The sequence below is a fragment of the Amycolatopsis mongoliensis genome, assembly GCF_030285665.1.
GTDB classification, from domain to species: Bacteria; Actinomycetota; Actinomycetes; order Mycobacteriales; family Pseudonocardiaceae; genus Amycolatopsis; species Amycolatopsis mongoliensis.
In genome coordinates, this window is the sequence record NZ_CP127295.1 from 1,873,888 (window position 1) to 1,896,643 (window position 22,756).

Sequence of the window (22,756 nt, forward strand, 5' to 3'; positions counted from 1 at the left end):
TCAGCCGCCCGGGGCCGGGGCGAGCCCGAGCTGCCGGGCCTGGCACACCAGCCGGCCCTGCGAGTCGACGACCGTGGCGTCGGAGTCGAACCACGACTCGTGCACCGACCGGGACTCGACGACCACCCGCAGCCAGCCCGGGGCCGGGCGGGTGCGCAGCAGGGCCGTCAGCTGCACCGTCGGGGCCCAGCCGATCCGGCCGAGGTTCATCACCACCGGCGGGTTGACGTCGGAGGCGAGCAGCGAGAAGTACGGGTCGACGAGGCCGTGGCGCGGCCGGACCCACAGCCGCATCCGCGGCGGCTCGCCGGTGCGCCCGGCCAGGTAGCCCGCGGTCGCCGGGTCGAGCCGCACCTCGCAGCCCTTGGCCAGGTTGAACGGGCCCTCGGTGCTCTCGGCCATGGCGAGCGCGCCGGGCGGGGGCTCGGCGGGCATCGACGGCACGTCCGTCCACTCCGGGCGCCGCATCGGCAGCCGCCCGGTGGTCACCCTGGCCTCGACGCAGCTGCGGCCGCGCTGCTCCAGCCGGACCTCGACGACCGTCGCGCGGCGGCCGACCTTCCGGACGTCCGTGCGCAGCAGCACCGGGCCGAGCGCGGGCGCGTGCAGGAACTCCGCGCTGACGACCAGCGGCTCCGCGTGCGGCTCACCCCGTTCGTGCAGCGCGGCGACCGCCGCCTTGGCCAGCAGGGCCAGCAGGAAACCCCCGTGCGGGTGCGAGCCGATGGCCCATTCCGCACGCAGCACCGCGGTGAAGGTGCCGTCCCCCAGCGACCGCGCCACACTCGCCGTGTCGAAGGACACGGCGGTGCCGTCCGTTCCGCTCACGAACGCGCCGTGCCAACGGGGGAATCCGGAGAGGTGACGATCAACGAGCGCGACGGGTTCACAGCCGGAACTTTACGTGTTCCGCCGGGATTAATGGACCCGGGAGTAGTCGTGTCCAAGCGAAAGCGCGCAATTACTGCCCGAGGTGGAATCGCGCGAACAGCAATGCCTCCGCCAGATCCCGGACCCGCTGGGCGCCGGTGACGGCGTGCCGGGTGTTGATCTCCAGCACGATCTGCCCGGCGAAACCGCTGCTGACCAGCTTCTCCAGGAGCTGGGCGCAGGGCTGGCCACCACGACCGGGCACCAGGTGTTCGTCCTTCGGCAGGCCGGTGCCGTCGGCCAGATGGAGGTGTGAGAGTCCTTCGCCCATCCGCTCGGCCAGTGCGAGGGCGTCCATCCGGGCTGCCGCTGTGTGGGACAGGTCGAGCGTGTAGTGCCGGAAACCGACGTCCGTCGGGTCGATCGACGGCCGGAACGCGGAGACGCGGGAATTCTTCGAACCGCCCGGCGGGCGCACCTTGAACATGTTCTCGACGGCGATTTCGATCCCGCTGGACTCCTCCAGCTCGTCGACGAGATCACCGAAGGCGTCACCGTAGCGGCGCTGCCACCGGAACGGCGGGTGCACGACGACGGTGCGCGCGCCGAGCTCGAGAGCGGCGTCGACGGACATCCGCAGCCGCACCTCGGGGTCGGGCGACCAGATCCGCTGGGTGATCAGCAGCGACGGCGAGTGGATGGACAGCACGGGCACCCCGGTGCGCCGAGACCACCGGCGAAGGGCGCTGACGTCCTGGCTGACCGGGTCGGCCCAGACCATCACCTCGACGCCGTCGTACCCGAGTTCGGCGGCGATCTCGAAGGCGGTCCCGGCCTTGAGGGGCCACACGGACGCCGTGCTGAGCCCGACGGGGACCGGCTTCTCGTCTGTCACGCGCGCCATCCTGCCTCGTCACCGAGGGTGCGGAGCAGGGGCGTGCGCCGAGGGGGACTTGGGTCACGACGCCGGGCTGGGCGAGGCGGCGGCCCGAACGTCGTGAATGACTCATTCACGTCGTCGGACGAGGTGAATGAGTCATTCACGACACGCGACCGCGCCGCCGACCCGTTCGCGCCATCAGGCGGGGGGACGTCAGCGGCCGACGAGCAGCAAGGCCGCCGGCGACACCGTCACCACCAAGCCGACCAGCACCGCCAGCACCGTCGTCTGCAGGTCCTCGGCCCGGCGGATCTTCCGCACGATCCAGACCAGCGCGACCACCACCAGCAGCGCCGCCACCAGGGCGGCCGCGGGGATGTTCACCCACAGCCAGTTGAAGCCCAGCCACACGGCCGCGCCGCCGACGACGCCCATCGCCAGCTGGCCGGCCAGCGCCAGCCACGCCTTGCCCGGCGACGTCGCGGGCTCCGGCTCCGCGATCGGCTCGGCGGCGTCGTCGTACTCGTCGTCCTCGTAGCCTTCGCCCTGCTCGTAGCCGTAGTCGTCGTGCTCGAAGTCCGGGCCGTCGGCCGGGTAGCCGTCGGCGAACTCGCGCTCGTAGGGCTCGAGGTCGTCCGGGATCGGCGCCCGCGAGGCGCGGTCGCCGGGCGCGAACGGCATCGGCGGCGGGTACGTGCCGGTCGGCGGGCCGGCGTCGTAGGCGGCCTGGTAGCCGCTGCTCTCCGGCGCGAAGCCCTCGGGCTCGAAGTCGTCGTCGGGGTAGCCGTCGTCCGGGGTGTCGGTGGGCACCACCGGCATGACGCCGATCTCGGTGTCCTCCAGCTGCTCCTTCTGCCGGCGCTTGCGCCAGTTGGCGAGCCCGCCCGGCGGCGCCGGCTCGGGCGCGTCGGGCTTGCTCTTCCCCGGCGCCGGCACGGGTGGCGGCTGCTCGCCGGCCACCGCGTCGAACTGCTCGGTGTACGCCTCCTGCTGCGGCTGCGGACGGCGCGCCGGGCCGCGGCGCGGGCGGCCGGGTGCGGCCGGCGGTGTCGCGAACGTGCCGCTGGCCATCGGGGGCGGCGGGACGTCGACGTCGGCGTCCGGCGTGCCGTTGAGGCCGTCGAGCCGGGCCGACAGCGGTCCGCCGGACGGCGGCGGCGTCGGCAGCTGCTGCGACGGCTGCGGCGGCGGGGTCGGCAGCTGCTGGGAAGGCTGCGGGGGCGGCCGGCGCCGGACCGGCGGGACGGCCCCGCGGGTCTCCTCGGCCGCGGGCGGCGGCGGGGCCGGCAGCTGCTGCGACGGCTGCGGAGGCGGCGGCTGACGCCGGGGCGCGCGCGGCGGTACGGGCAGCTGCGCCGACTCCTGGGGGCCCGCGAACTGGCCGGACTCCTGCGGCGGCCGCGCCGGCGGGCCGGCGAACTGCCCGGACTCCTGGGGCGGCCGGGCGTACTGGCCCGACTGCTGCGGCGGCGCCGGGGGGCGCTGGTACTGGCCGGACTCGGCGCCGCCGGGGGCGGGCCGGGCCGGAGGCGGCGGGACCGGCCGCGGCAGCGGCTGGGAATCCTGCGGGACCGCGCGGGGTGCGGGCGGCGGCGGAGACGGCGGTTCGGCGCGGCGCCGGCCGGCGGGCCGGTTCGGCGGCGGGGGCGTGCCCTCGCCGGCGACCCGGTCGATGATCGCCTGCGGGCCGGTGTCGGTCACCCCCGGGCGCCGGTGGGAGCCGGTCGCGCCGGGCGGGGTCTCCGGGGTGCCGGGCTCGTCGTCGTCCTCGGCCGCGCGCCGCCGGCGACGGCGGCTGCCGCCGTCGACCTGGGCACCGTGCTGGGCGAGCAGCTCAGCCACGGTCTTCTGCGGCTGGTCGCCTCCGGTCTGGTCCGTCATACCTGGTAGTCCCCTGCGCGCTCCGGGTTCTCGGCTCTCGGCGAAGCGGTGTCCGACGGCACGCCGGCGGCGCCGCGCGCGCTGTACGCCGACCTCTGCATGTCCGTCACCTCTCCACCGTGCCCGTTTACCTTCCGGGAAGTCCAACCGCGTGCTTTCACCGGTCCTCCTGTGCGCCGAAACGCGCCACGAGGGCGGCTCCAGTTTCATCCGCGCCGTTGGAATGGTCCAGCCGCCGCAGGATGACACCTTCTCGCAGAGCCCACGGGCAGATCTCGAGTTCCGGCAAACCGAGCGCCCGCATCGTGGCCTGCGCGACGAGCGCGCCCGCCACCAGCTGGTGCGACCGGCTCGAGCTGACGCCCTCGAGCTGCGCGAGATCGGCCGACGGCATCCGCGAGATGAAGGCCAGGAGCTGGCGCAATGCGGTGTCCGTGAGCGTACGTCGCACGCGCGGGCCCGCCGCCGAGGGGGCGGCGCCGGTCAGCCGGGCGAGGGACCGGAACGTCTTCGACGTGGCGACGACCCGGTCGGGTTCACCCCATTTGGTGACCTTCCGGGCGAGCTCGGTGAGCTGGTCGTCGAGCCACGCCGACGTCGCGACGAGTTCCGAGCGCGTCGGCGGGTCGTGCTTGAAGCGGGTGCGCGTGGTGCGGCCGGCGCCCAGCGGCAGCGACTCGGCGAGGACGGGCTCTTCGTCACGGCCCATCGCGATCTCCAGCGAGCCGCCGCCGATGTCGAGCACGAGCAGCTGGCCGGCCGACCAGCCGTACCACCGGCGGACGGCGAGGAAGGTCAGCCGGGCTTCGTCGACGCCGGACAGGACCTGCAGCTCGACGCCGGTCCGGTCGGCCACGCGGGCCAGCACCTTGGCGGAGTTCTTCGCTTCGCGGACCGCGGACGTGGCGAACGCCATGACCTCTTCGCAGCCGAGGCGGGCGGCGGCTTCCTTCGCGGACTCGACCGCGGTCACCAGGTCGTCGGCGCCGGCCTTGGCGAGCTCGCCGCCGGGGGTGATCTGCTCGGCCAGCCGGAGCACGGACTTTTCGGAATGCATCGGCGTCGGGTGGGCGCCACGGTGGGCGTCGACCACGAGCAGGTGGACGGTGTTGGAACCGACGTCGAGTACCCCTAGGCGCACGGGGGTCCAGGGTACCGGGCCCAGCGCCAGGTCTCGAACATGTAACCAACAACACTCGGTGCGGTACCGCCCCGGCGCGCCTCCACCGGAAGCGGTACCACCACGAAAAGGACTTACGTCTCGAACTTGTACCCGAGGCCCCGAACGGTCACGAGGTGCCGCGGCGAGCCCGGGTCCGGCTCGATCTTCGACCGCAGCCGCTTCACGTGGACGTCCAGCGTCTTCGTGTCACCGACGTAGTCCGCGCCCCACACCCGGTCGATCAGCTGGCCGCGCGTCAGCACCCGGCCGACGTTGCGGAGCAGGTACTCCAGCAGGTCGAACTCCTTGAGCGGCAGCGACACCTCGGCGCCGTCCACCGTCACCACGTGGCGCTCGACGTCCATCCGGACCGGGCCCGCCGACAGCACCAGCGGGGCCAGCTCGCCGTCCGAGCCCGGCTCGCCGCCGCGGCGCAGCACCGCGCGGACCCGCGCGATCAGCTCGCGCGCCGAGTACGGCTTCGTCACGTAGTCGTCCGCACCCAGTTCCAGGCCGACGACCTTGTCGATCTCGCTGTCGCGCGCCGTCACCATGATCACCGGCACGGCCGAACGCTGGCGCAGCTGCTTGCAGACGTCCGTGCCGCTCATGCCCGGCAGCATCAGGTCGAGCAGCACGATGTCGGCGCCGTTGCGGTCGAACTCCTCCAGCGCGGCCTGGCCGGTGCCGGCCACGGCCGCGGTGAACCCTTCCTTGCGCAGCAGGAAGGCGAGGGGGTCGGCGAACGACTCCTCGTCCTCGACGATGAGAACCCTGGTCACAGGTTTCCTCCATGATCTGGGCTGTCCTGCCCGGTAACCACGAGCCTCGGGGTGCGCTCGGGGGTCTTCTCCTGCCGTGGTGCCGGCGAGGTCTTGGCGACGGCCGTCCGGCCGGCGTCGGGGGCCGGGTCCGGACGGACGTGCGCGGGGATGCGCAGCGTGAACGTCGAGCCGGTGCCGGGGCGGCTCCACAGCCCGACCGACCCGCCGTGGTTGGCCGCGACGTGCTTGACGATCGCCAGGCCCAGCCCGGTGCCGCCGGTGGCGCGCGAGCGGGCCTTGTCGGCGCGGTAGAAGCGCTCGAACACGCGCTGCTGCTCGTCCTCGGCGATGCCGATGCCGCGGTCGGTGACGGCGATTTCGACCATCCCGTCCGCGAGCCGGCGCGAGATCGACACGGGGCTGCCGGCCGGCGAGTACGCGACGGCGTTCTCCAGCAGGTTCGACAGCGCGGTGACCAGCAGCGTCCGGTCGCCCTCGATGAGCAGGCCGCTGGGCGTGTCGGTGGTGATCCGGATGTCGGCCGACTCGGCCGAGAGCGTCGTCCGGCCGAGCGATTCGCGGACGACCGCGTCGACCTCGACGACGTTCAGGTCCGGCAGCCGCTCGGCGCCCTGCAGCCGCGAAAGCGCGATCAGCTCGGTGACGAGCTGGCCGAGCCGGGTGGACTCGCGGAGGATCTTGCCGCCGAAGCGGCGTACCTCCTCGACGTCCTCGGCGGCGTCGAGCACGGCCTCGGTGAGCAGCGCGATCGCGCCGACCGGGGTCTTGAGCTCGTGGCTGACGTTGGCGACGAAGTCGCGGCGCACAGCCTCCAGCCGGATGGCCTCGGAGTGGTCGACGGCCTCGACGACGGTGAAGCCGTCGCCGAGCGGCCGGACCTGGCCGAGCACCGCCTCCGGCTGGCGGCCGCGCGCTTCGAGCGGCGAAAGGTCGATCTCCATCGGCTCGTCGGTCTCGACTACCTGCTCGGCCGCCTTGCGGGCCCGCGGGTCTGCCTGGTTGACCTTCACCAGGCCCAGCTCGTAGGCGCGCGGGTTGTGCAGCACCATGTCGCCGAACTTGTTGAGCACGACGACACCGTTGTGGGACGACCGGACCAGCCGTTCGAGGAGCTCCGCGACGGTCGGGCCCGGCGGCCGGGCCTCTTCGTGCCGGGTCCGCGCCCGCGCGACGAGGTAGCCGACCACCGCACCGGCCACCAGAGCTCCGATGGCCAGTGCGAGTGAAACAGGCGTGGTCACAGGCCGATCGTAAGCTGTGATGTGGCCCTTCGGCCTAGCGTTGTCCGCCTTGTCGTGAGCACCGCGACACCTGGGGAGGACATGTTCGCCCGGGCGTCAGCCCACGTTCACCCGATCGATTCCCCGGCGAGACATTCCGGGTGAATCACCCCTCGCCGTCGAGGGTCTTCAGATCGTCGGCCGTGAGCTCCAGGGCCGCCGCGGCGACGTTCTGCTCGAGGTGCGCGACGTCGCCGGTGCCCGGGATGGCGAGCACGTGCGGTCCTTGGTGGAGGGTCCAGGCGAGCCGCACCTGGGCCGGGGTGGCGTCGTGCCGGCGCGCGACCTCGGCGACGCGCGCGTCCTCGCCCGTCCCGCTCGCGACGGCGAAGAACGGCACGAAGGCGATCCCCCGCTCGGCGCACATCCGGACGATCTCGTCGTCCTCACGGCGCGCGGTGAGGCCGTACTGGTTCTGGACGCAGACGACCGGCGCGATCTCGAGGGCTTCGGAGAGGTGCTCCGGGGCGACGTTGGAGATGCCGAGCTCGCGGATCATGCCCTTCTCGCGCAGGTCGGCGAGCACGCCGAAGCCTTCGGCGAGGGAGCCGGTGCCACGGTCGAGGCTCTGGCCGATCCGGTAGTTGGCGACGTCGAGGTGGTCGAGGCCCAGCTCGCGAAGGTTCTCTTCGACCTGGTTTCGCAGCTGGTCCGGCCGGGCGGTGTAGAAAGCGCCGGTGAAGTCGCGGCCCGGCCCGACCTTGGTGGTGATCGTGAGGTCGTCGTACGGCGCCAGGGCCCGGTTGATCAGCTCGTTCGCCGAGCGCGGGCCGGCGAAGTAGAACGCGGCGGTGTCGATGTGGTTCACGCCGAGCTCGACGGCGCGGCGGAGCACGGCGATCGACGTCTCGCGGGCCCGGATGCCGCCGTCCGAAGTGGACATCAGGCGCATGGCGCCGTACCCGAGCCGGTTGACTTCGAAGGAGCCGAGTTTCCAGGTGCCCGCCGCGGCGGCGGGAGAGGTGTTCGTGGTCATGGCTCCAGCCTCGCGACGTGGCCCGATCGCCGCCGGGAATGGCATTTAGCTGCCAGACTGGAATACGTGGAGAGAGTCAGTGACGTCGTCGTGGTGCGGGGCGAGGCCGAGCTGTTCGAGCGGACGGCCCACCTGTTCGCGGCCGCGACGGAGGTTTCGTGCGCGGCCCGCGACCTGCACACGTGGTCGGTGGCGCACCCGACGGCGCCCGAGCGGGAGCAGGCCGTGCGCGACACGAACGTGCGCAAGATGTACCTGCCGGGCGTCCTGTTCGACCCGGCGCTGGCGGACCACCTGCGGTTCATGGCCACGCACGGCGCGCGGATCCGGATCACCGAGCGCGAGATCAACGAGACGATCCTGCTGGACCGGCGGATCGCGATCGTGGCGGGCGACAACGTCGGCGGCGTCCGCAGCTACACCGTGATCAGCAGCCCGGAGCTGGTCCAGGGCATCCAGTCGCTGTTCGAAGCGGCTTGGCACGGCGCCACCGACCTGGAGTCCTACCAGGCCCGGTTCACCGAGCTGGGCGCCCGCGAGATCCTCGAGCAGCTCGCGTCGGGGTGCAAGGACGAGACGGCGGCGCGCACCCTCGGCGTCGGCCTGCGGACCTACCGGCGGCGGGTGGCGGAGCTGATGGAGCTCCTCGGCGCGTCGTCCCGCTTCCAGGCGGGGGCGAGGGCCCGCGAGGCCGGGTTGCTGTGAAGCGAGCGCTGCTGGCGCTGGTCCTGGTGACGTCGGCGTGTTCCTCGTCGGTGCCGGGCACGGCCAAGCCGCTCACCGGCAACCTCGCGGTGATCAACGCCCCCGGCACGGCCGCCGCGCTCGACGGCGTGAAGACGGCGGCCGAGGCGGTCTTCAGCTACGACTCCGCGAACCCGGCGGCGTTCGACCAGGCCGTCGCGGCGAACGTCACCGGGGCCGCGAAACAGCAGCTCACGACGTTGTTCGACGCGGTCAGGAAGAGCCCGCAGCCGGTCCACCTGACCACGCGCGTGATCCGGAGCGCGGCGCTCGAGCTGACCGGCGACCGGGTCCGGGAGCTGGCCGTGCTGGAGCAGGTCAACGGGACCTCGAAGGGCTTGGCGACGGCCGCGCTCACCGCGCAGAAGGCGGGCGGGCGCTGGCTGCTCTCCGACCTCGCGGTGAACCCGGCACAGCCGCCGCCGGCGCCGCACCCGGACGACGGCAGCCTCGCGGGCCTGCGCGATTCGGCACTGGCCGGGGCGCGGGCGGTCGCGGGTGCGCTGTTCACGACCGACAGCGGAGACCCGGAAGGCTCGTACGCGCGGGCCGAAGCGGTCGTCGCCGACCCGCTGCTGAGCGACTACCGGACGAAGAAGTCCACCTACGTCGAGGCGATCCGCAGGAGCGGCACGAAGGTCGCCCTCGGGCCGGACCCGATGGCCGGGGTGACCGCGCTCGACGGCGGGAAGGCGGCCGTCGTGTTCTTCACGACGCTGAAGGTGACCGACCCGGCGGGCGCCGTGACCGATCGGCCCTTCACGACGGAATTCGACCTGATCCGCGAAGGCACCACCTGGAAGGCGACCGCGGTCCGCACGGTCACCGGGTCCTGAAAGCCGTGAATGGCACATCGAGGGACTTGAAGTCCCTCGATGTGCCATTCACGGACTTGCGTCAGCGGCCCTGGTTCGCCACCGCGGCGGCGGCTTCCTTGGCGGCCTCGGGGTCGAGGTACTCGCCGCCCGCCTTGACCGGCTTCAGGTCGGCCGTGAGGTCGTAGCGCAGCGGGATGCCGGTCGGGATGTTCAGGCCGGCGATGTCCGCGTCGGAGATCCCGTCGAGGTGCTTCACCAGCGCACGCAGCGAGTTGCCGTGCGCGGCGACCAGCACGGTCTTGCCCGCGCGCAGGTCGGGCACGATCTCGGACTCCCAGTACGGCAGCAGCCGCTCGACGACGTCCTTGAGGCACTCGGTCAGCGGCGCGTCGTCGCCGAGGTTCGCGTAGCGGGGGTCGCCCGCCTGGCTCCACTCGTCCTTCGGGTCGATCGCCGGCGGCGGGGTGTCGTAGGAGCGGCGCCAGAGCATGAACTGCTCCTCGCCGAACTCGTCGAGGGTCTGCTTCTTGTTCTTGCCCTGCAGCGCGCCGTAGTGGCGCTCGTTGAGGCGCCAGTCGCGCTTCACCGGGATCCAGTGCCGGTCGGCGGCGTCCAGCGCGATGTTCGCGGTGGAGATCGCGCGCCGCAGCAGCGAGGTGTGCACCACGTCCGGCAGCAGGCCGGCGTCGGCCAGCAGCTGCCCGCCCTGCCGCGCTTCGCCCTCGCCCTGCTCCGACAGCGGTACGTCCACCCAGCCGGTGAACAGGTTTTCCGCGTTCCACGTGCTCTGCCCGTGCCGCAGCAGCACCAACGTCCCAATCTCGGCCATGGTGGACAGCCTGCCAGAGCGGACCAGTCCGCCCACCGGTGACCTCGGCCTACACAGAGTGTGTTACCTCCGAGTAACACCTTCACTCTTGCACAAGTCCAAGTGCCAACAACGCGCAAAATCCTGGCAACGGACTGCGCACCGTTATCGCCACCGACTAAATTCACTCGAACGGACTAGTCAGTAGTCTTGTGATTACAGGTCGAGATCTGACAGGTTGACGTACGTCCCGAGCGGCCGGATTCCACGCACTCCCCGGCCGGTTTCGGGCTTCGACCGCGGCTCGTCTCCCCCTGCCGAGCCGCGGCCCGCCGGCCCCGTTGGCATCCCCCTCGTCACCGGGTCCTGATCGGCGGGAACTTCAGCGGGGCGGCTCGAGATCGCGACTCCCCCCTCCCTCGAGCCGTCCCGCCTGTTCCGCTCACACCCCGCAGCACCGCCCAAATGACGTGAATGACTCATTCACGTCATCGGACGAGGTGAATGAGTCATTCACGTCACCCGCAGCCGCACTGGCGCCCGCTCAGCTTTCGGTGTGCACCGGCTCCGGCTTCACCGGACGGCGACGGCGGTTCAGCCGCCAGCCCACCCACGCCAGCGGGACCACGAGCAGCAGGAACGGCGCCACCGCGCCCAGCACGGTCAGCAGGCCACCGCCGAAGGTCAGGAACGCGTCCCAGCCGCCCGCCAGCCCGCCGAGGAAACCGCTGTGGTCCTCCTGCGCGGGCGGCGGCGCGGCCACGCTCCGGACGGTCATCGCCACGGTCGCCATCGCGACGCTGCCGGCGAGGGAGTTCCGCTGCTGTTCGAGCGATTCGAGCGCCGACTCGCGGCTCGTCAGCTCGCTTTCGATCGATGTGATGTCCGACACGGAGCTCGCCTGCGAGAGCAGCGCACGGATCCGCTCGACCGACTTCCGCTGCGTCGCCAGCCGCGCTTCGACGTCGACGACCTGCTCGGTGACGTCCTGGGTGTTCAGCTCCCGCTTCACCATGCTCGAGCCGAGGTGCGAGAGCTGGTCGAGCACGGGGTCGAGCTTGTCCGCGGGCACCGCCAGCGACAGCGTCGCCGAGTCCTCCCCGGTCGCCTCCTGCCCGGTGTAACCGCCGGCGCCCAGCGCGATCCCGCGGGCCTGCGCGACGACGTCGACGACCTTGGTGGCGGTCAGCTCCAGCCGGGCGCTGCGCGAGAGCTTGCGATCGGTGGCGCCGGCCTGCGGCGGCGTCACTTTCGAACCCTGTTCGGTCTTCCCGGTGTTCCCGGTGCCTTGCTGCGGCGCGGCGGGCACGCGCGCCGAACCCGCACTGTCCGCCGTGGACGACGCTCCGTTGTCCGCCGCCGAGCACCCGGCCAGTGCCAGCGTCGCCGCCGTGATCGCGAGCGCCGCTCTCCATCGAGTCCGCATCCTGATCTCCCTCCAGTTTCGACTGGCGGTGAGACGGATGTCCGGTTCAGGGCCGTTGCACGGCCCGGGTCACGACTCGGTCAAGCCCGGTTCGTGCGGCTGGGCGGGCGCGACGAGGTGCTTGAACGCCTGCAGGTTGGCCAGCGACTCGCCGCGGGAGACGCGCCAGTCCCACTCCCGCTTGATCGACGTCGCGAAGCCGAGCTCCAGCAGCGTGTTGAAGTCGCCGTCGGCGGCTTCCAGGACCTGGCCGAGCACCTTGTCGAGCTCGTCGGCGGTCATCGTGTCCTTGCCGAACCGGCCGACCAGGTAGATGTCGCCAAGACTGTCCACTGTGTAGTGCACACCGTAGAGTTTCGCGTTGCGCTGCAACAGGAACCGGTAAACGTCCTCATGGGACTCGTCGGGACGCCGGCAGACGAAGGCCTCCACCGAAAACGCGTGGTCGCCGTCGACGAGCCACGCGTTCGTCTGCAGCTTCTTCGTTCCCGGCAGCGTGACGAAGTACTTGCCGGGACCGCGCTTGTCGTACTTCAGCTCCGCAGAGTCCAAAGTAGACTGGATCAGCTCGTCCAGGCTCACACCGCCACCTCCGCGCGCAGGTCCAGCGCGTGCCGGAAAGCGCTGGTGGCCTGAGCATAGATGTCGAGGAGCGCGTCCGTCGTACGACGCCAGGAGAACCGCCGCGCGTGCACGACGGCGTTCGCGCCGAGCTCGGCGCGCCGGTCCGGGCGCAGGGCGACGGCGGCGAGCGCGTCCGCCCACTCCTCCGCGCCGTGCCCGGGGACCAGCAGGCCGGACACGCCGTGCGGCACCGCCACCGGCAGCCCGCCGACCTCGGCCGCGACCACCGGCGTCCCGCAGGCCTGCGCCTCCAGGGCGACCAGCCCGAACGACTCGTTGTAGCTGGGCACCGCGACGACGTCGGCTGCGCGGAAAACCCGGGCGAGCGCCTCGCCCGGCTGCGGCGGCAGGAACCGGACCTGCCGCTCGATGCCGAGGGAAACGGCGAGCTCGCGCAGGGCCTGCGGCTGCTCCAGCCCGGTGCCGGACGGTCCGCCGACGACCAGCACGACCAGCTTCGGTGCCAGCTCGGGGCGGCGGCGCAGCAGGGCCGCCGCGGCGTGCAGCAGCACGTCCGGCGCCTTCAGCGGCTGGATCCGGCCGGCGAAGGCCAGCACGACGTCGTCGGCGGCCAGGCCCAGCTCGGCGCGGGCGTCCCGCTGGGGGCCCGGCGTGAAGCGATCGAGGTCGACGCCCGGCGGCACGGCGTGCACCGCGTGCGGCTCGGCGTCGTAGAGGTCGATGAGCTGCCGGGCCTCGACCGCGGTGTTGGCGACCAGCCGGTCGGCCTCGGCGACCACCTGCTCCTCGCCGATCACGCGGGTGCGCGGCTCGGGCTTGTCCCCCTCGGCCAGCGCGGCGTTCTTGACCTTCGCCAGGGTGTGCGCGGTGTGCACCAGCGGTACGGACCACCGGTCGCGGGCGAGCCAGCCGACCTGGCCCGACAGCCAGTAGTGCGAGTGGATGAGGTCGTAGTAGCCGGGCTCGTGGAAGGCCTCGGTGCGCAGCACGCCGGAGGTGAACGCGCACAGCTGCGCGGGCAGCTCGTCGCGGCTCAGCGGCTCGAACGGGCCCGCCTGCACGTGCCGGACGGTCACGCCCGGCGCGAGCTCGGCCACCGGCGGCTGGTCCGACGCCGTCGCGCGGGTGAACACCTCGACCTCGACCCCGCGGCGGGCCATCTCGGTCGCCGTCTGGCTGACGTAGACGTTCATCCCGCCCGCGTCGCCCGTTCCTGGCTGCTCGAGCGGCGAGGTGTGCACGGAGAGCACCGCGACCCGGCGCGGCGCGGCACGGAACCCCCGGATGGAGCTGGTCACCTTGGTCGTCTCCCGCGTTACGTCAGCATTCCTCGGCGAACTGCCGGAGTACCGCGTCGAACTCGTCGGCGGACTCGGCGAAGGGCGCATGCCCCCCGTCAAGGAACCAACGCCCGGTGGCACCCGGAATCTTCCCGATCGTGTGCTCGGCCGCCGCGGGGTCGATCACGCGGTCGTGCGAACCGTGCACGACCAGGGTCGGCTTGTCGATCGCGGCCAGGACTTCTTCGCTGCCGATGTCCCGGCGGAACAGGGCCGCGCGGACCGAAGGGGGCACGCTCAGAGAAGCCCCGAGCAGGGCCTGGACCTGCGCGCCGGGCACCGGGCCGCCGGCCATTTCGCGGCTGAACGCCGTGAGCGCCGGGACCGCGATGTCCGGATCATCCGAAAGCATCGCCCGCATGTGCTCGCGCATCAGCGGGCCGACGCGCCCGCCCGCCCGGTCGCGGCCGATCTCGGTGATCGCGCCGACGAGCACGATCCCGCGCAGCCGTGCGGTGCCGTGCACCCGGATGTGGTCCACCAGCACCAGGCCGCCGTAGGACCAGGCGACGACGATCGCGTCCGGCCCGGCGAAGTCGAGCACCGCGGCGAGGTCGTCGGCCCAGACCACCGGGTCGTCGTAGCCCGCGGCCGGGACGTCGGACGCGCCGTGCCCGCGCAGGTCCATCGCGACCAGGCGGAACCGCTCGGTCAGCGCCGGGTCGGCGAGCTGCGCCGCCCAGCAGCCGGACGACTGCGCCCAGCCGTGCACGAACACGATCGGCCTGCTGTTCCCGGCCCCTTCGACCCGCAGGCCGAGGCGTGTCCCGCCGTGCCCGACGACTTCGGTGCGCACGGGCTACTTCGCACCCAGCCCTTGCCAGGCCGACCAGCTGTAGTTCCAGTCCTTGACGTCCGAGGCCATCGGCGCGCCCAGCTTCGAGCCGGTGATCTCGACCGGGTCGCCGATCAGCGCGGAGTCGTAGAAGTCCTTGGCGTCGGCCTCGAGGAGGTTGACGCAGCCGTGGGAGTTGTTGGTCTTCCCGATGTTGGCCGCGTTGTCCTGGTTCTCGTGGATGTACTCGCCGTGGTTGGAGAACCGGCAGGCCCACTTCTTGTTGACGTTCGTGTAGCCGTAGCGGGCGTTGTCGAACACCGCCGTCGGCTCCCGGGTCATGATGATGTAGGTGCCGTTGGGGGTGTTGCGGTCGACCTCGGCGTCCAGGCCGTTCGCGCACGGGTAGCTCTTGACCTGGGAACCGTTGCGGTAGACGAGCATCTGGTGGTCCGGGGTGTTGACCTTGACCACCTGGTTGCGGCCGATCTTGAACTTCGTGGTGACGTCCGCCTTGCCGTACGCGCCACCGCCCAGCTCGACGCCGTACAGCTTCGCCTCGACGCTGACGGTGATGTTCTGCGGCCAGTACTCCTTCGGCCGGTAGTCGACCTGGCTGTCGGAGAGCCAGCCCCAGGCGCCTTCGACGTTCTTGTCCGTCTTGACGGACAGGGCCTTCTCGACCGCCGCGCGGTCCTTGACCGGCGAAGCGAACTTGACGCTGATCGGCATGGCCACGCCGACCTGCTGGTTGTCGGCCGGGTTGAGCGTGGCGCGGACCTGCTTGGCCGGGGTGACCGTGCTGAAGGTGCCGGTGAGCTCGACGGGCTTGCCGTCGGTGCCGGTGGCCTTGGCCGCGTAGGTGTAGGTCTTGCCGTAGCCGAGCGGCTCGGAGCTGGTCCAGGTGAGCCCGTCCGGCGCGGTGTCGCCCTTGACGGCCTTGCCCCCGTCGGCGGTCACCTTGCACTCGGTGAGCTTGCCGTCGGCGACCTTGATCACGACGGGCTTGAGGACGGAAGCGTCCTTGGCGTTGACGGCGGGCTCGGCCGTGATCTTCGCCACGGGCTGCGCGCCCTCACCGTCGGCACCCGCGGCGCCGGTGGGCAGCGCGGTGCCGTCGTTCGTGCTCGAACACGCCGCGGCGACCAGGGCGGCCCCCGCCGCCAGAGCGGCCTTGAAGACCGTACGCCGTTCGATCACCGAAACCTCCCGAGTTCCCCCGCCGGCCAGCGGGGCACACGCCCTTAGCGCTGGTAGCCCAGCCGACGTTACCCGCCGAAAGGTAAAGACCATCCGATCAGGTGGCGCCGCCTATGTCGACAAAGACGTCCTGTACACGTCCAGGTTGCCCGTTTCGGCTCAAATCACGCAGTTGATCAGCAACGGTTCCGGGTGGAGCCGGACGCCGAAGCGCTCGTAGACGCCGTCGCGGACCTCGCGGGCCAGCGCCAGCAGGTCCTCGGTCGTCGCGTCGCCGCGGTTGGTCAGCGCCAGCGTGTGCTTGGTCGACAGCGAGACGCGGTTCCCCGGCCCGGGGTACCCCTTCGCGAAACCGGCGCGCTCGATCAGCCAGGCCGCCGACAGCTTGACGCCGCCCTCGGCCGGGTACTGCGGAGCCTCGGAGCCCACGCTGTCCGTGATGCGTGCCAGGACCCCGTCCGCCTCGGCCGACGGGACGATCGGATTGGTGAAGAAGGAGCCCGCGCTCCACGTGTCGTGGTCGTCCGGGTCGAGCACCATGCCCTTGCCGCGACGCAGCTCGAGCACGGCTTCGCGCGCTTCGGCCGCCGGGACGCGGGCCCCGATCTCGACGCCGAGCGTGCGCGCCAGCTCGGCGTAGCGGATGGGCGCGGAGAGGCCGTCCTCGCGGATCTCGAAGCGGACCGAGAGGACGACGCCGGTGTCGGTGCCCTTGAGGACGCTGGTGCGGTAGGCGAAGCCGAGCTCGTCCGCCTTGAGCGTGCGCACTTCGCGCGTCCGCCGGTCGTACAGCTCCAGCGAGACGATGGACTCGGCGACTTCGCAGCCGTACGCGCCGACGTTCTGGATCGGCGTCGCGCCGACGCTGCCCGGGATGCCGGAGAGGCATTCGAGCCCGCCCAGGCCCGCTCCGACCAGCCCGGCGACGAACGCGTCCCAGTTCTGGCCGGCCTCGACCTCCACGACGTCACCGTCGTCGCGCCGCCAGCCGGTGTTCGCGACCTCGATCAGCGTGCCGTCGAACCCCGCGTCCGCGACGACCAGGTTGGAGCCGCCGCCGAGCAGCAGCACCGGTTCGCCCGCCGCGTCGGCCTCGCGGACCGCCGCGACGAGGTCTTCGCTGGTCACGGCGCTGACGAAGTGGCGGGCCGGGCCGCCGAGGCGCAGCGTGGTGTACGCGGAGAGCTTCGGGAGTGCGGGAGTTCGGGCGGTGTTCACGCGTCTGACGGTACTGTCCGGCTCATGGGATCCCGGATCGAGCACCGTGCTGAGTTCTCCGCCGACGTCGCCGCGACGTACGCCGCGGTCGCCGGCGAAGGCGCGCTGCGGGCGCGGCTCGAGCAGCTCGGCGGGCACGGCGCCGCGCTGCTGTCGTACGAGGTCTCCGGGACGGACCTGCGGTACGAGCTGCGGCAGGGGATCAGCGCCGAGAAGCTGCCCCAGGCGGTGCGGACGCTGCACAAGGGCGACCTGCTGGTGACCCGCACGCAGACCTGGCGCGTGAGCAACGACGGCACCGGCCGGCAGGGTCAGGCGACGGTCGAGGTCGGCGGCGTCCCGGGTGAGATCGCCGCGCGGACGGCGTTGCTGGCCAACGGCGGCAAGACGGTGCTGCGGATCAGCGGCGAGGTCACGGTCCGGATCCCGCTGTTCGGCGGGAAGCTGGAAAGCGTCATCTCCGAGCAGGTCACGAAGCTGCTGGAGCGCGAAGCCGAATTCACGGCGAAGTGGCTCACCGAAGCAAACTGAGCCCGGTCGGCGCGCCGACCCGCGGCACGACCAACCCGAACCGCCTCCGCCGGGTCGACCGGTGGATCACGTACGCGCCCGCGACGACCCGGCTGCTGCGCGCGGCGGGCTCGCCGCTGGTCGTCGACCTCGGTTACGGCGCTTCGCCGGTGACGACCGTCGAGCTGGCGCGGTGGCTACGGCGCGTCCGGCCGGACGTCCGGGTGCTGGGCCTGGAGCTGGATCCTTCTCGCGTGGCCTTCGCGCAATCCGCGGCGTCGCCGCCGCTGCTGGACTTCCGCCGCGGCGGGTTCGAGCTGGCCGGGACGCGGCCGGTGCTGGTGCGCGCGTTCAACGTCCTGCGGCAGTACGCGGAGGACGAGGTCGCGGGCGCGTGGGGGCTGGTGCTGGACTCGATGGCCCCGGGCGGCCTGCTGGTCGAGGGCACGTGCGACGAGATCGGCCGGCTGTCGACGTGGGTGCTGGTTTCGGCGGCCGGGCCGGTGTCCCTGACGTTGTCGATGCGGCTGGCGGGGCTCGAGAAGCCGTCGACGATCGCCGAGCGGCTGCCGAAGGCGCTGATCCACCGGAACGTCCCGGGCGAGCGGGTGCACGCGTTGCTCTCGTCTCTCGACGCGTGCTGGGCGACGGCCGCGCCGCACCAGGCGTTCGGGGTGAAGTCGCGCTGGCTGGAGACGATCCGGCTGCTGGTCGCCCGGGGCTGGCCGGTGGCGGACCCGCGGATCCGCCTGGGTGAGCTGACGGTCCCCTGGTCCGCGGTCGCCCCCGCCTGACCACAGCGCCCCAATGTGGCGTTCGGTGCGTCAGACGCACCGAACGCCACATTGGGTGCGTCTGACGCAACCAACGCCACATTGGGGCGCTTGTTCACCGGGGCACCCCCGCTGCGTCACCCCGAAGTGACCTGCGGTGATCACCATTGAGCCGTGGAACTGCTGGCGCACGTCACCGAGCTGCTGCGCGACGCCCTGGGCTCGCCGTGGCTGTGGGTGCTCGTCTTCGCCGTGTCCGGGTTGGACGCGCTGCTGCCGTTCATGCCCAGCGAGACGACCGTCGTGACCGTCGCCGTGCTGCTCGGGCCCGACCCGGCGGACCTCACCCTGCTCGCCGCCGTCGCGGCGGGCGGGGCGTGGGCGGGCGACTGCCTCGGGTACGCCGTCGGCCGGGCCGCCGGGCCGCACGCGATCGCGCGGCTGCAGCGGGGCGCGGACGGGCAGCGGCGCTACGCATGGGCGCGCGAGCAGGTGCGGCGCAACGGCGGGTTGCTGATCATCGCCGCGCGCTACCTGCCCGGCGGACGCGTCGCCAGCGCGCTCGCCACCGGCAGCCTCGGCTATCCCCTGCACCGGTTCGCACCGCTGGACCTCGCCGGCGCGGCGATCTGGGCGGTCTACAGCGTGCTGATCGGCCTCGCCGGCGGAGCCGCCTTCGCCGACGAACCGGTCAAGGGCCTCCTGCTGTCCTTCAGCCTCGGACTCGGTCTGGTGGTCGCGATCGAGGCCGGCCGGCGGCTACGGTCGGCCCATGCTGGAAGCGATCGACATCCACGCCGACGCGCTGAAGCGGGCGGCGCTGACGGCCGGTCCGGCGGCCCGGGTGCCGAACTGTCCGAAGTGGACTGTTCATGACCTGGTTGCGCACATCGCCTTCGTGCACGGCTTCGCCGTCGGCCTGGCGGTGAACCGCCCGGTGAGGCCGGAGCCGCCCGCGGACTGGGCCGACGTCCTGGGGTGGTGGGACGGCCAGCGCCTGGCCCTGCGCGAAGCCCTCGCGAGAGACCCGGAATCCCCGGCGTTCTCGCCGTACCCGGGCTTCGCCGTGACGGTCGGCGACTGGACTCGCCGGATGGCCCACGAGACGGCGATCCACCGCCTCGACGCGGAATCGGCCCTCGACGACGTCCCGCCGACGCGGTTCGACCCCGGCTTCGCCAACGACGGCATCGACGAGTTCCTGACCTACCTCACCCCGCGCTTGGGCAAGAAAGCCGACGTCCGTGTCACGACGCCGGAGCGCACCTGGACGTTCGGCGAGCCGGTCGCCGAGGTCGCCGGCGCCGCCGACGACGTCTACCGCGCGCTGTGGGGCCGTCCGCACGGCGCGTCCGTCACGGGCGACCTCGCACCGCTCGCGGCGCCCTGACCAGCGCGAGGGACAATGCTCGGCGTGACCGCTCCCGAACGCCGCTACGTCATCACCTTCGGCTGCCCCGACCGCACCGGCATCATCGCCCGGATCTCCGGGTTCCTCGCCGAGCACGGCGGCTGGATCGTCGAAGCGGCCTACCACACCGACCCGGACACGGGCTGGTTCTTCACCCGCCAGGTCGTCCGGGCCGACTCACTGCCGTTCGACGCCGCCGGGCTGCGGGCCCGGTTCGCCGAGGTGGCCGCGGACCTGTCGGCGGACTCGAGCTGGCAGGTCAGCGACACCGGTGAGCGGCGCCGCGCGGTCGTGCTGGTGTCGAAGGCCGGGCACTGCCTGTACGACCTGCTCGGCCGCGTCGCGTCCGGGGAGCTCGACGTCGACATCGCCGCGGTGATCGGCAACCACGAGTCGCTGGCCGACATCACCCGCGCGCACGGCATCCCGTTCCACCACGTGCCGTTCCCGGCCGAGGGCAAGGCCGCCGCGTTCGAAGAGGTCCGCAAGCTGGTCGACGAGCACGACCCGCACGCGGTGGTGCTCGCCCGGTTCATGCAGATCCTGCCCGCGGACCTGTGCCGCGAGTGGGCCGGCCGGGCGATCAACATCCACCACAGCTTCCTGCCGTCGTTCATCGGCGCGAAGCCGTACCACCAGGCGCACACGCGCGGCGTGAAGCTGGTCGGCGCGACGTGCCACTACGTGACGGCGGACCTGGACGCGGGCCCGATCATCGACCAGGACGTCATCCGCGTCGACCACGGCGACTCGGTCGAGGACATGGTCCGCAAGGGCCGGGACATCGAGAAGGTGACACTGGCGCGCGGCCTGCGCTGGCACCTGGAGAACCGGGTCCTGGTGCACGGCAACCGGACCGTGGTGTTCTGACGCGGTCGTGAGTGGTAATTCGGGTTCTAACCCGAATTACCACTCACGACGGGTCACGCGCCGATGGTCGAGGCGTCGATGACGAAGCGGTAGCGCACGTCGGAGTTCTCGACGCGCTCGTAGGCCTCGTTGACCTCGTCGGCCGAGATGGTCTCGATCTCCGCGCCGATGCCGTGCTCGGCGCAGAAGTCCAGCATCTCCTGGGTCTCGGCGATGCCGCCGATCATCGACCCGGCCAGCACCTTGTTGCCGCCCAGCAGCGAGAAAGCGTTGTACGACAGCGGTTCGCCGGGCGCGCCGACGTTCACCATCGCGCCGCCGACCTTCAGCAGGCCGAGGTAGGCGTCCACCGGCAGCTTGGCCGACACGGTGTTGAGGATGACGTCGAACTTGCCCTTGAGGACGTCGAACGTCGACTCGTCGCTGGTCGCGTAGTAGTCCGTCGCGCCGAGCTTGAGGCCGTCTTCCTGCTTCTTGAGGCTCTGGCTCAGCACCGTCACCTCGGCGCCCATGGCAGCGGCGATCTTGACGCCCATGTGCCCGAGCCCGCCGAGGCCGATCACGGCGACCTTCTTGCCCGGCCCGGCGCCCCAGTGGTGCAGCGGCGAGTAGGTGGTGATGCCCGCGCACAGCAGCGGCGCCGCGATGTCGAGGCTGATGCCCTCGGGGATGCGGCAGACGAAGGCGTCCTTCACGACGATCTGGTTGCTGTAGCCGCCGTAGGTGTTCTCGCCGTCGAAGCCGACGCCGTTGTACGTCTGGACGTTGCCCTTGACGCAGAACTGCTCGGTGCCGGCGAGGCAGTACTCGCACTCACCGCAGGAGTCGACCATGCAGCCGACGCCGACGCGGTCGCCGACCTGGTACTTCGTGACGTCCGAGCCGACCGCCGCCACGACGCCGGCGATCTCGTGCCCGGGGACCATCGGGAAGATGGCCTGGCCCCAGTCCTCCTTCGCCTGGTGGATGTCGCTGTGGCAGATTCCGGCGTAGGCGATGTCGATGAGGACGTCGTCCGGACGCAGGTCGCGGCGCTCGATCGTGGTCGGTGCGAGCGGCGCACCCGGCGCCGGGGCGGCGATGGCGTGCGTAGTGGTGCTCATGGAACCCTCCAAGTTCAAGTACCGTGGTGTTCGTAAGAGGTCTCTTACATCTCTACGTAAGAGGGGTCTTACATATTTCGAACGGGAGATGTGATCCAGGTCATGGGCGGGAAGTACCACCACGGCGACCTCCGGGCGGAGCTCGTGCGCGTCTCCCTCGACCTGATCGCCGAGCAGGGCCTGGAAGGCTTCTCGGTCGCGAAGGTCGCGAAGCTGGCGAACGTCAGTCCCGGCGCGCCGTACCGGCACTTCGCGACCCGGGAAAGCCTGCTGGCCGAGGTCGCCTGCCACATCGCGTGCCAGCTGGCCGACCGCGTCGCCGAGGCGGCAGCCGAGCACGCGGACCCCGCGGACGCCCTGGCCGCCGGTGCGGGCGCGTACACGCGGTACCTGATCGAACGACGGGCCGGGATGAACGTCATCTACGCCGACGGCCTCCACGGCCCGGAGCACGTCGAGCTGATGGAGCAGACCCGCCGCCTGACGGACGAGTTCCTGATGCGCTGCCTGGCGGTCGCCCCCGACCCGGCGACGGCGCTGGAACTGATGGAGCAGCTGTTCACCCAGGCCCACGGCTACGGCACGTTCCAGCTCGACGGCGTCTTCGTGAAGCACGGCTATTCGGTGGATCTCGTGGTCCGGAAGTCGACCGAGGCCGCGCGGATCGCGATCGCGGGCCGGATTGTCGGTGGTCCGCGCTAGCTTGTCGGCATGGGGATCAGCGAGACGCACATCGACACGCACGAGGCCCTGCGCGAGCTGCTGGGCGAACCGAAGCCGAGGACCCGGCAGAAGGTGCTCGCCCACATCGACGAGCACGCGCGGACCCTGATCGCGCACTCGCCGTTCGTGCTGCTGGCGACGTCGTCGCCGGACGGCAGCTGCGACGTCTCACCCCGCGGCGACCCGGCGGGGTCGGTCCTCGTGCTCGACGACCGGACGCTGGTGCTGGCCGACCGCCCGGGCAACAAGCTGATCGACAGCTTCCGCAACATCGTCGACAACCCGCACGCGGGGCTGTTGTTCCTGGTACCGGGGATGAACGAGACGCTGCGGGTGAACGGCCGCGCCCGGCTGGTGTCGGACGCGCCGTTCTTCGATTCGCTGGTGGTGCGGGGCAAGCGGCCGAAGCTCGCGGTGGTCATCGAGGTCGAAGAGCTGTACATGCACTGCGCGAAGGCGTTCCTGCGGTCGTCGCTGTGGGACCCGTCGACGTGGCCGGAGCGCTCGACGCTGCCGACCCTGGGCACGATCCTGCGCGACCAGCTGTCCCTGTCCACGTCGGCGGAAGAACTCGACGAGGACCTCAACGAACGGTCGCTGACCCAGCAATACTGAACT

General features: G+C 71.8%; 24 protein-coding genes. 9 read left to right on the forward strand and 15 right to left on the reverse strand.

What is annotated here, in order from left to right:
• From QRX60_RS08930 to QRX60_RS08960, 7 genes are all read right to left on the reverse strand, one after another.
• Positions 1 to 828, reverse strand: coding sequence for a thioesterase family protein (locus QRX60_RS08930; protein ID WP_286000301.1), 828 nt, complete (start codon positions 826 to 828; stop codon positions 1 to 3).
• Positions 829 to 961: 133 nt separating this feature from the next.
• On the reverse strand, positions 962 to 1,774 hold the full coding sequence (locus QRX60_RS08935; RefSeq protein ID WP_286000302.1) for a sugar phosphate isomerase/epimerase family protein: 813 nt from the start codon (positions 1,772 to 1,774) through the stop codon (positions 962 to 964).
• 189 nt (positions 1,775 to 1,963) lie between these two features.
• A complete protein-coding gene (locus QRX60_RS08940; RefSeq protein ID WP_286000303.1) occupies positions 1,964 to 3,631 on the reverse strand; it encodes a hypothetical protein in 1,668 nt (555 codons plus the stop codon).
• Between the two features lie 157 nt (positions 3,632 to 3,788).
• Positions 3,789 to 4,772: a Ppx/GppA phosphatase family protein gene (locus QRX60_RS08945; RefSeq protein WP_286000304.1), complete on the reverse strand. Its 984-nt coding sequence runs from the start codon at positions 4,770 to 4,772 to the stop codon at positions 3,789 to 3,791.
• A gap of 113 nt (positions 4,773 to 4,885) precedes the next feature.
• Positions 4,886 to 5,575, reverse strand: a complete 690-nt coding sequence (locus QRX60_RS08950) for a response regulator transcription factor (protein WP_091303839.1) — start codon at positions 5,573 to 5,575, stop codon at positions 4,886 to 4,888.
• A complete protein-coding gene (locus QRX60_RS08955) occupies positions 5,572 to 6,819 on the reverse strand; it encodes a sensor histidine kinase (RefSeq protein ID WP_286000305.1) in 1,248 nt (415 codons plus the stop codon). The genes QRX60_RS08950 and QRX60_RS08955 overlap by 4 nt, the downstream gene beginning before the upstream one ends.
• Positions 6,820 to 6,964: 145 nt before the next feature.
• Positions 6,965 to 7,834 (reverse strand): oxidoreductase, encoded by an 870-nt coding sequence (locus QRX60_RS08960; protein WP_286000306.1) that lies wholly within the window; start codon positions 7,832 to 7,834, stop codon positions 6,965 to 6,967.
• Between the two features lie 66 nt (positions 7,835 to 7,900).
• Between QRX60_RS08960 and QRX60_RS08965 the strand changes: the two genes are divergently transcribed.
• Both QRX60_RS08965 and QRX60_RS08970 read left to right on the forward strand, forming a co-directional pair.
• Complete coding sequence (locus QRX60_RS08965) at positions 7,901 to 8,539, forward strand: helix-turn-helix domain-containing protein (protein ID WP_286000307.1); 639 nt, start codon at positions 7,901 to 7,903, stop codon at positions 8,537 to 8,539.
• Complete coding sequence (locus tag QRX60_RS08970) at positions 8,536 to 9,414, forward strand: hypothetical protein (protein ID WP_286000308.1); 879 nt, start codon at positions 8,536 to 8,538, stop codon at positions 9,412 to 9,414. The genes QRX60_RS08965 and QRX60_RS08970 overlap by 4 nt, the downstream gene beginning before the upstream one ends.
• Positions 9,415 to 9,475: 61 nt before the next feature.
• Here QRX60_RS08970 and QRX60_RS08975 read toward each other — a convergent pair whose 3' ends face one another.
• The 7 genes from QRX60_RS08975 to QRX60_RS09005 form a co-directional block, all read right to left on the reverse strand.
• Positions 9,476 to 10,225 carry a phosphoglyceromutase gene (locus QRX60_RS08975; RefSeq protein ID WP_286000309.1) on the reverse strand — a complete coding sequence of 250 codons (750 nt, stop codon included), beginning with the start codon at positions 10,223 to 10,225 and terminating at the stop codon, positions 9,476 to 9,478.
• A 523-nt stretch (positions 10,226 to 10,748) separates the two neighbouring features.
• On the reverse strand, positions 10,749 to 11,630 hold the full coding sequence (locus QRX60_RS08980; protein ID WP_286000310.1) for a DUF4349 domain-containing protein: 882 nt from the start codon (positions 11,628 to 11,630) through the stop codon (positions 10,749 to 10,751).
• 69 nt (positions 11,631 to 11,699) lie between these two features.
• The gene (locus QRX60_RS08985; protein ID WP_286000311.1) at positions 11,700 to 12,212 is read right to left on the reverse strand and encodes a type III secretion system chaperone family protein; all 513 of its coding nucleotides are present in this window, start codon (positions 12,210 to 12,212) and stop codon (positions 11,700 to 11,702) included.
• Entirely contained in the window at positions 12,209 to 13,513 is a 1,305-nt protein-coding gene (gene mshA / locus QRX60_RS08990; protein WP_286000312.1) for a D-inositol-3-phosphate glycosyltransferase, read from the reverse strand. The genes QRX60_RS08985 and mshA overlap by 4 nt, the downstream gene beginning before the upstream one ends.
• Positions 13,514 to 13,535: 22 nt before the next feature.
• The gene (locus QRX60_RS08995; protein WP_286000313.1) at positions 13,536 to 14,351 is read right to left on the reverse strand and encodes an alpha/beta fold hydrolase; all 816 of its coding nucleotides are present in this window, start codon (positions 14,349 to 14,351) and stop codon (positions 13,536 to 13,538) included.
• A gap of 3 nt (positions 14,352 to 14,354) precedes the next feature.
• On the reverse strand, positions 14,355 to 15,530 hold the full coding sequence (locus tag QRX60_RS09000; protein WP_286000314.1) for a L,D-transpeptidase: 1,176 nt from the start codon (positions 15,528 to 15,530) through the stop codon (positions 14,355 to 14,357).
• Positions 15,531 to 15,689: 159 nt separating this feature from the next.
• On the reverse strand, positions 15,690 to 16,748 hold the full coding sequence (locus QRX60_RS09005) for a UDP-N-acetylmuramate dehydrogenase (RefSeq protein ID WP_286000315.1): 1,059 nt from the start codon (positions 16,746 to 16,748) through the stop codon (positions 15,690 to 15,692).
• Between the two features lie 24 nt (positions 16,749 to 16,772).
• Between QRX60_RS09005 and QRX60_RS09010 the strand changes: the two genes are divergently transcribed.
• From QRX60_RS09010 to purU, 5 genes are all read left to right on the forward strand, one after another.
• Complete coding sequence (locus QRX60_RS09010; protein ID WP_286000316.1) at positions 16,773 to 17,279, forward strand: DUF2505 domain-containing protein; 507 nt, start codon at positions 16,773 to 16,775, stop codon at positions 17,277 to 17,279.
• On the forward strand, positions 17,258 to 18,052 hold the full coding sequence (locus tag QRX60_RS09015; protein ID WP_286000317.1) for a class I SAM-dependent methyltransferase: 795 nt from the start codon (positions 17,258 to 17,260) through the stop codon (positions 18,050 to 18,052). Before QRX60_RS09010 ends, QRX60_RS09015 begins: the two co-directional genes overlap by 22 nt.
• A gap of 153 nt (positions 18,053 to 18,205) precedes the next feature.
• Positions 18,206 to 18,907, forward strand: a complete 702-nt coding sequence (locus QRX60_RS09020; protein WP_286000318.1) for a DedA family protein — start codon at positions 18,206 to 18,208, stop codon at positions 18,905 to 18,907.
• Positions 18,804 to 19,421 (forward strand): maleylpyruvate isomerase family mycothiol-dependent enzyme, encoded by a 618-nt coding sequence (locus QRX60_RS09025; protein WP_286000319.1) that lies wholly within the window; start codon positions 18,804 to 18,806, stop codon positions 19,419 to 19,421. The genes QRX60_RS09020 and QRX60_RS09025 overlap by 104 nt, the downstream gene beginning before the upstream one ends.
• Positions 19,422 to 19,436: 15 nt before the next feature.
• The gene (gene purU / locus QRX60_RS09030) at positions 19,437 to 20,312 is read left to right on the forward strand and encodes a formyltetrahydrofolate deformylase (RefSeq protein ID WP_286000320.1); all 876 of its coding nucleotides are present in this window, start codon (positions 19,437 to 19,439) and stop codon (positions 20,310 to 20,312) included.
• 53 nt (positions 20,313 to 20,365) lie between these two features.
• Here the strand turns inward: purU and QRX60_RS09035 are convergent, their stop codons facing one another.
• A complete protein-coding gene (locus QRX60_RS09035) occupies positions 20,366 to 21,415 on the reverse strand; it encodes an NAD(P)-dependent alcohol dehydrogenase (protein ID WP_286000321.1) in 1,050 nt (349 codons plus the stop codon).
• A gap of 102 nt (positions 21,416 to 21,517) precedes the next feature.
• Here QRX60_RS09035 and QRX60_RS09040 point away from each other — a divergent pair, with 102 nt between their 5' ends.
• Entirely contained in the window at positions 21,518 to 22,117 is a 600-nt protein-coding gene (locus QRX60_RS09040; RefSeq protein WP_286000322.1) for a TetR/AcrR family transcriptional regulator, read from the forward strand.
• Between the two features lie 9 nt (positions 22,118 to 22,126).
• Positions 22,127 to 22,753: a pyridoxamine 5'-phosphate oxidase family protein gene (locus tag QRX60_RS09045; RefSeq protein WP_286000323.1), complete on the forward strand. Its 627-nt coding sequence runs from the start codon at positions 22,127 to 22,129 to the stop codon at positions 22,751 to 22,753.
• The last annotated feature ends 3 nt before the right edge of the window (positions 22,754 to 22,756 follow it).

Coding starts and splice junctions, on each gene's coding strand:
- purU (WP_286000320.1), top strand. CDS start 19,437: ATGCTCGGCGTGACCGCTCCCGAACGCCGCTACGTCATCACCTTCGGC.
- QRX60_RS09025 (WP_286000319.1), top strand. CDS start 18,804: ATGCTGGAAGCGATCGACATCCACGCCGACGCGCTGAAGCGGGCGGCG.
- QRX60_RS09040 (WP_286000322.1), top strand. CDS start 21,518: ATGGGCGGGAAGTACCACCACGGCGACCTCCGGGCGGAGCTCGTGCGC.
- QRX60_RS08940 (WP_286000303.1), bottom strand. CDS start 3,631: ATGACGGACCAGACCGGAGGCGACCAGCCGCAGAAGACCGTGGCTGAG.
- QRX60_RS08975 (WP_286000309.1), bottom strand. CDS start 10,225: ATGGCCGAGATTGGGACGTTGGTGCTGCTGCGGCACGGGCAGAGCACG.
- QRX60_RS08980 (WP_286000310.1), bottom strand. CDS start 11,630: ATGCGGACTCGATGGAGAGCGGCGCTCGCGATCACGGCGGCGACGCTG.
- QRX60_RS08960 (WP_286000306.1), bottom strand. CDS start 7,834: ATGACCACGAACACCTCTCCCGCCGCCGCGGCGGGCACCTGGAAACTC.
- QRX60_RS08935 (WP_286000302.1), bottom strand. CDS start 1,774: ATGGCGCGCGTGACAGACGAGAAGCCGGTCCCCGTCGGGCTCAGCACG.
- QRX60_RS09045 (WP_286000323.1), top strand. CDS start 22,127: ATGGGGATCAGCGAGACGCACATCGACACGCACGAGGCCCTGCGCGAG.
- QRX60_RS09035 (WP_286000321.1), bottom strand. CDS start 21,415: ATGAGCACCACTACGCACGCCATCGCCGCCCCGGCGCCGGGTGCGCCG.
- QRX60_RS09010 (WP_286000316.1), top strand. CDS start 16,773: ATGGGATCCCGGATCGAGCACCGTGCTGAGTTCTCCGCCGACGTCGCC.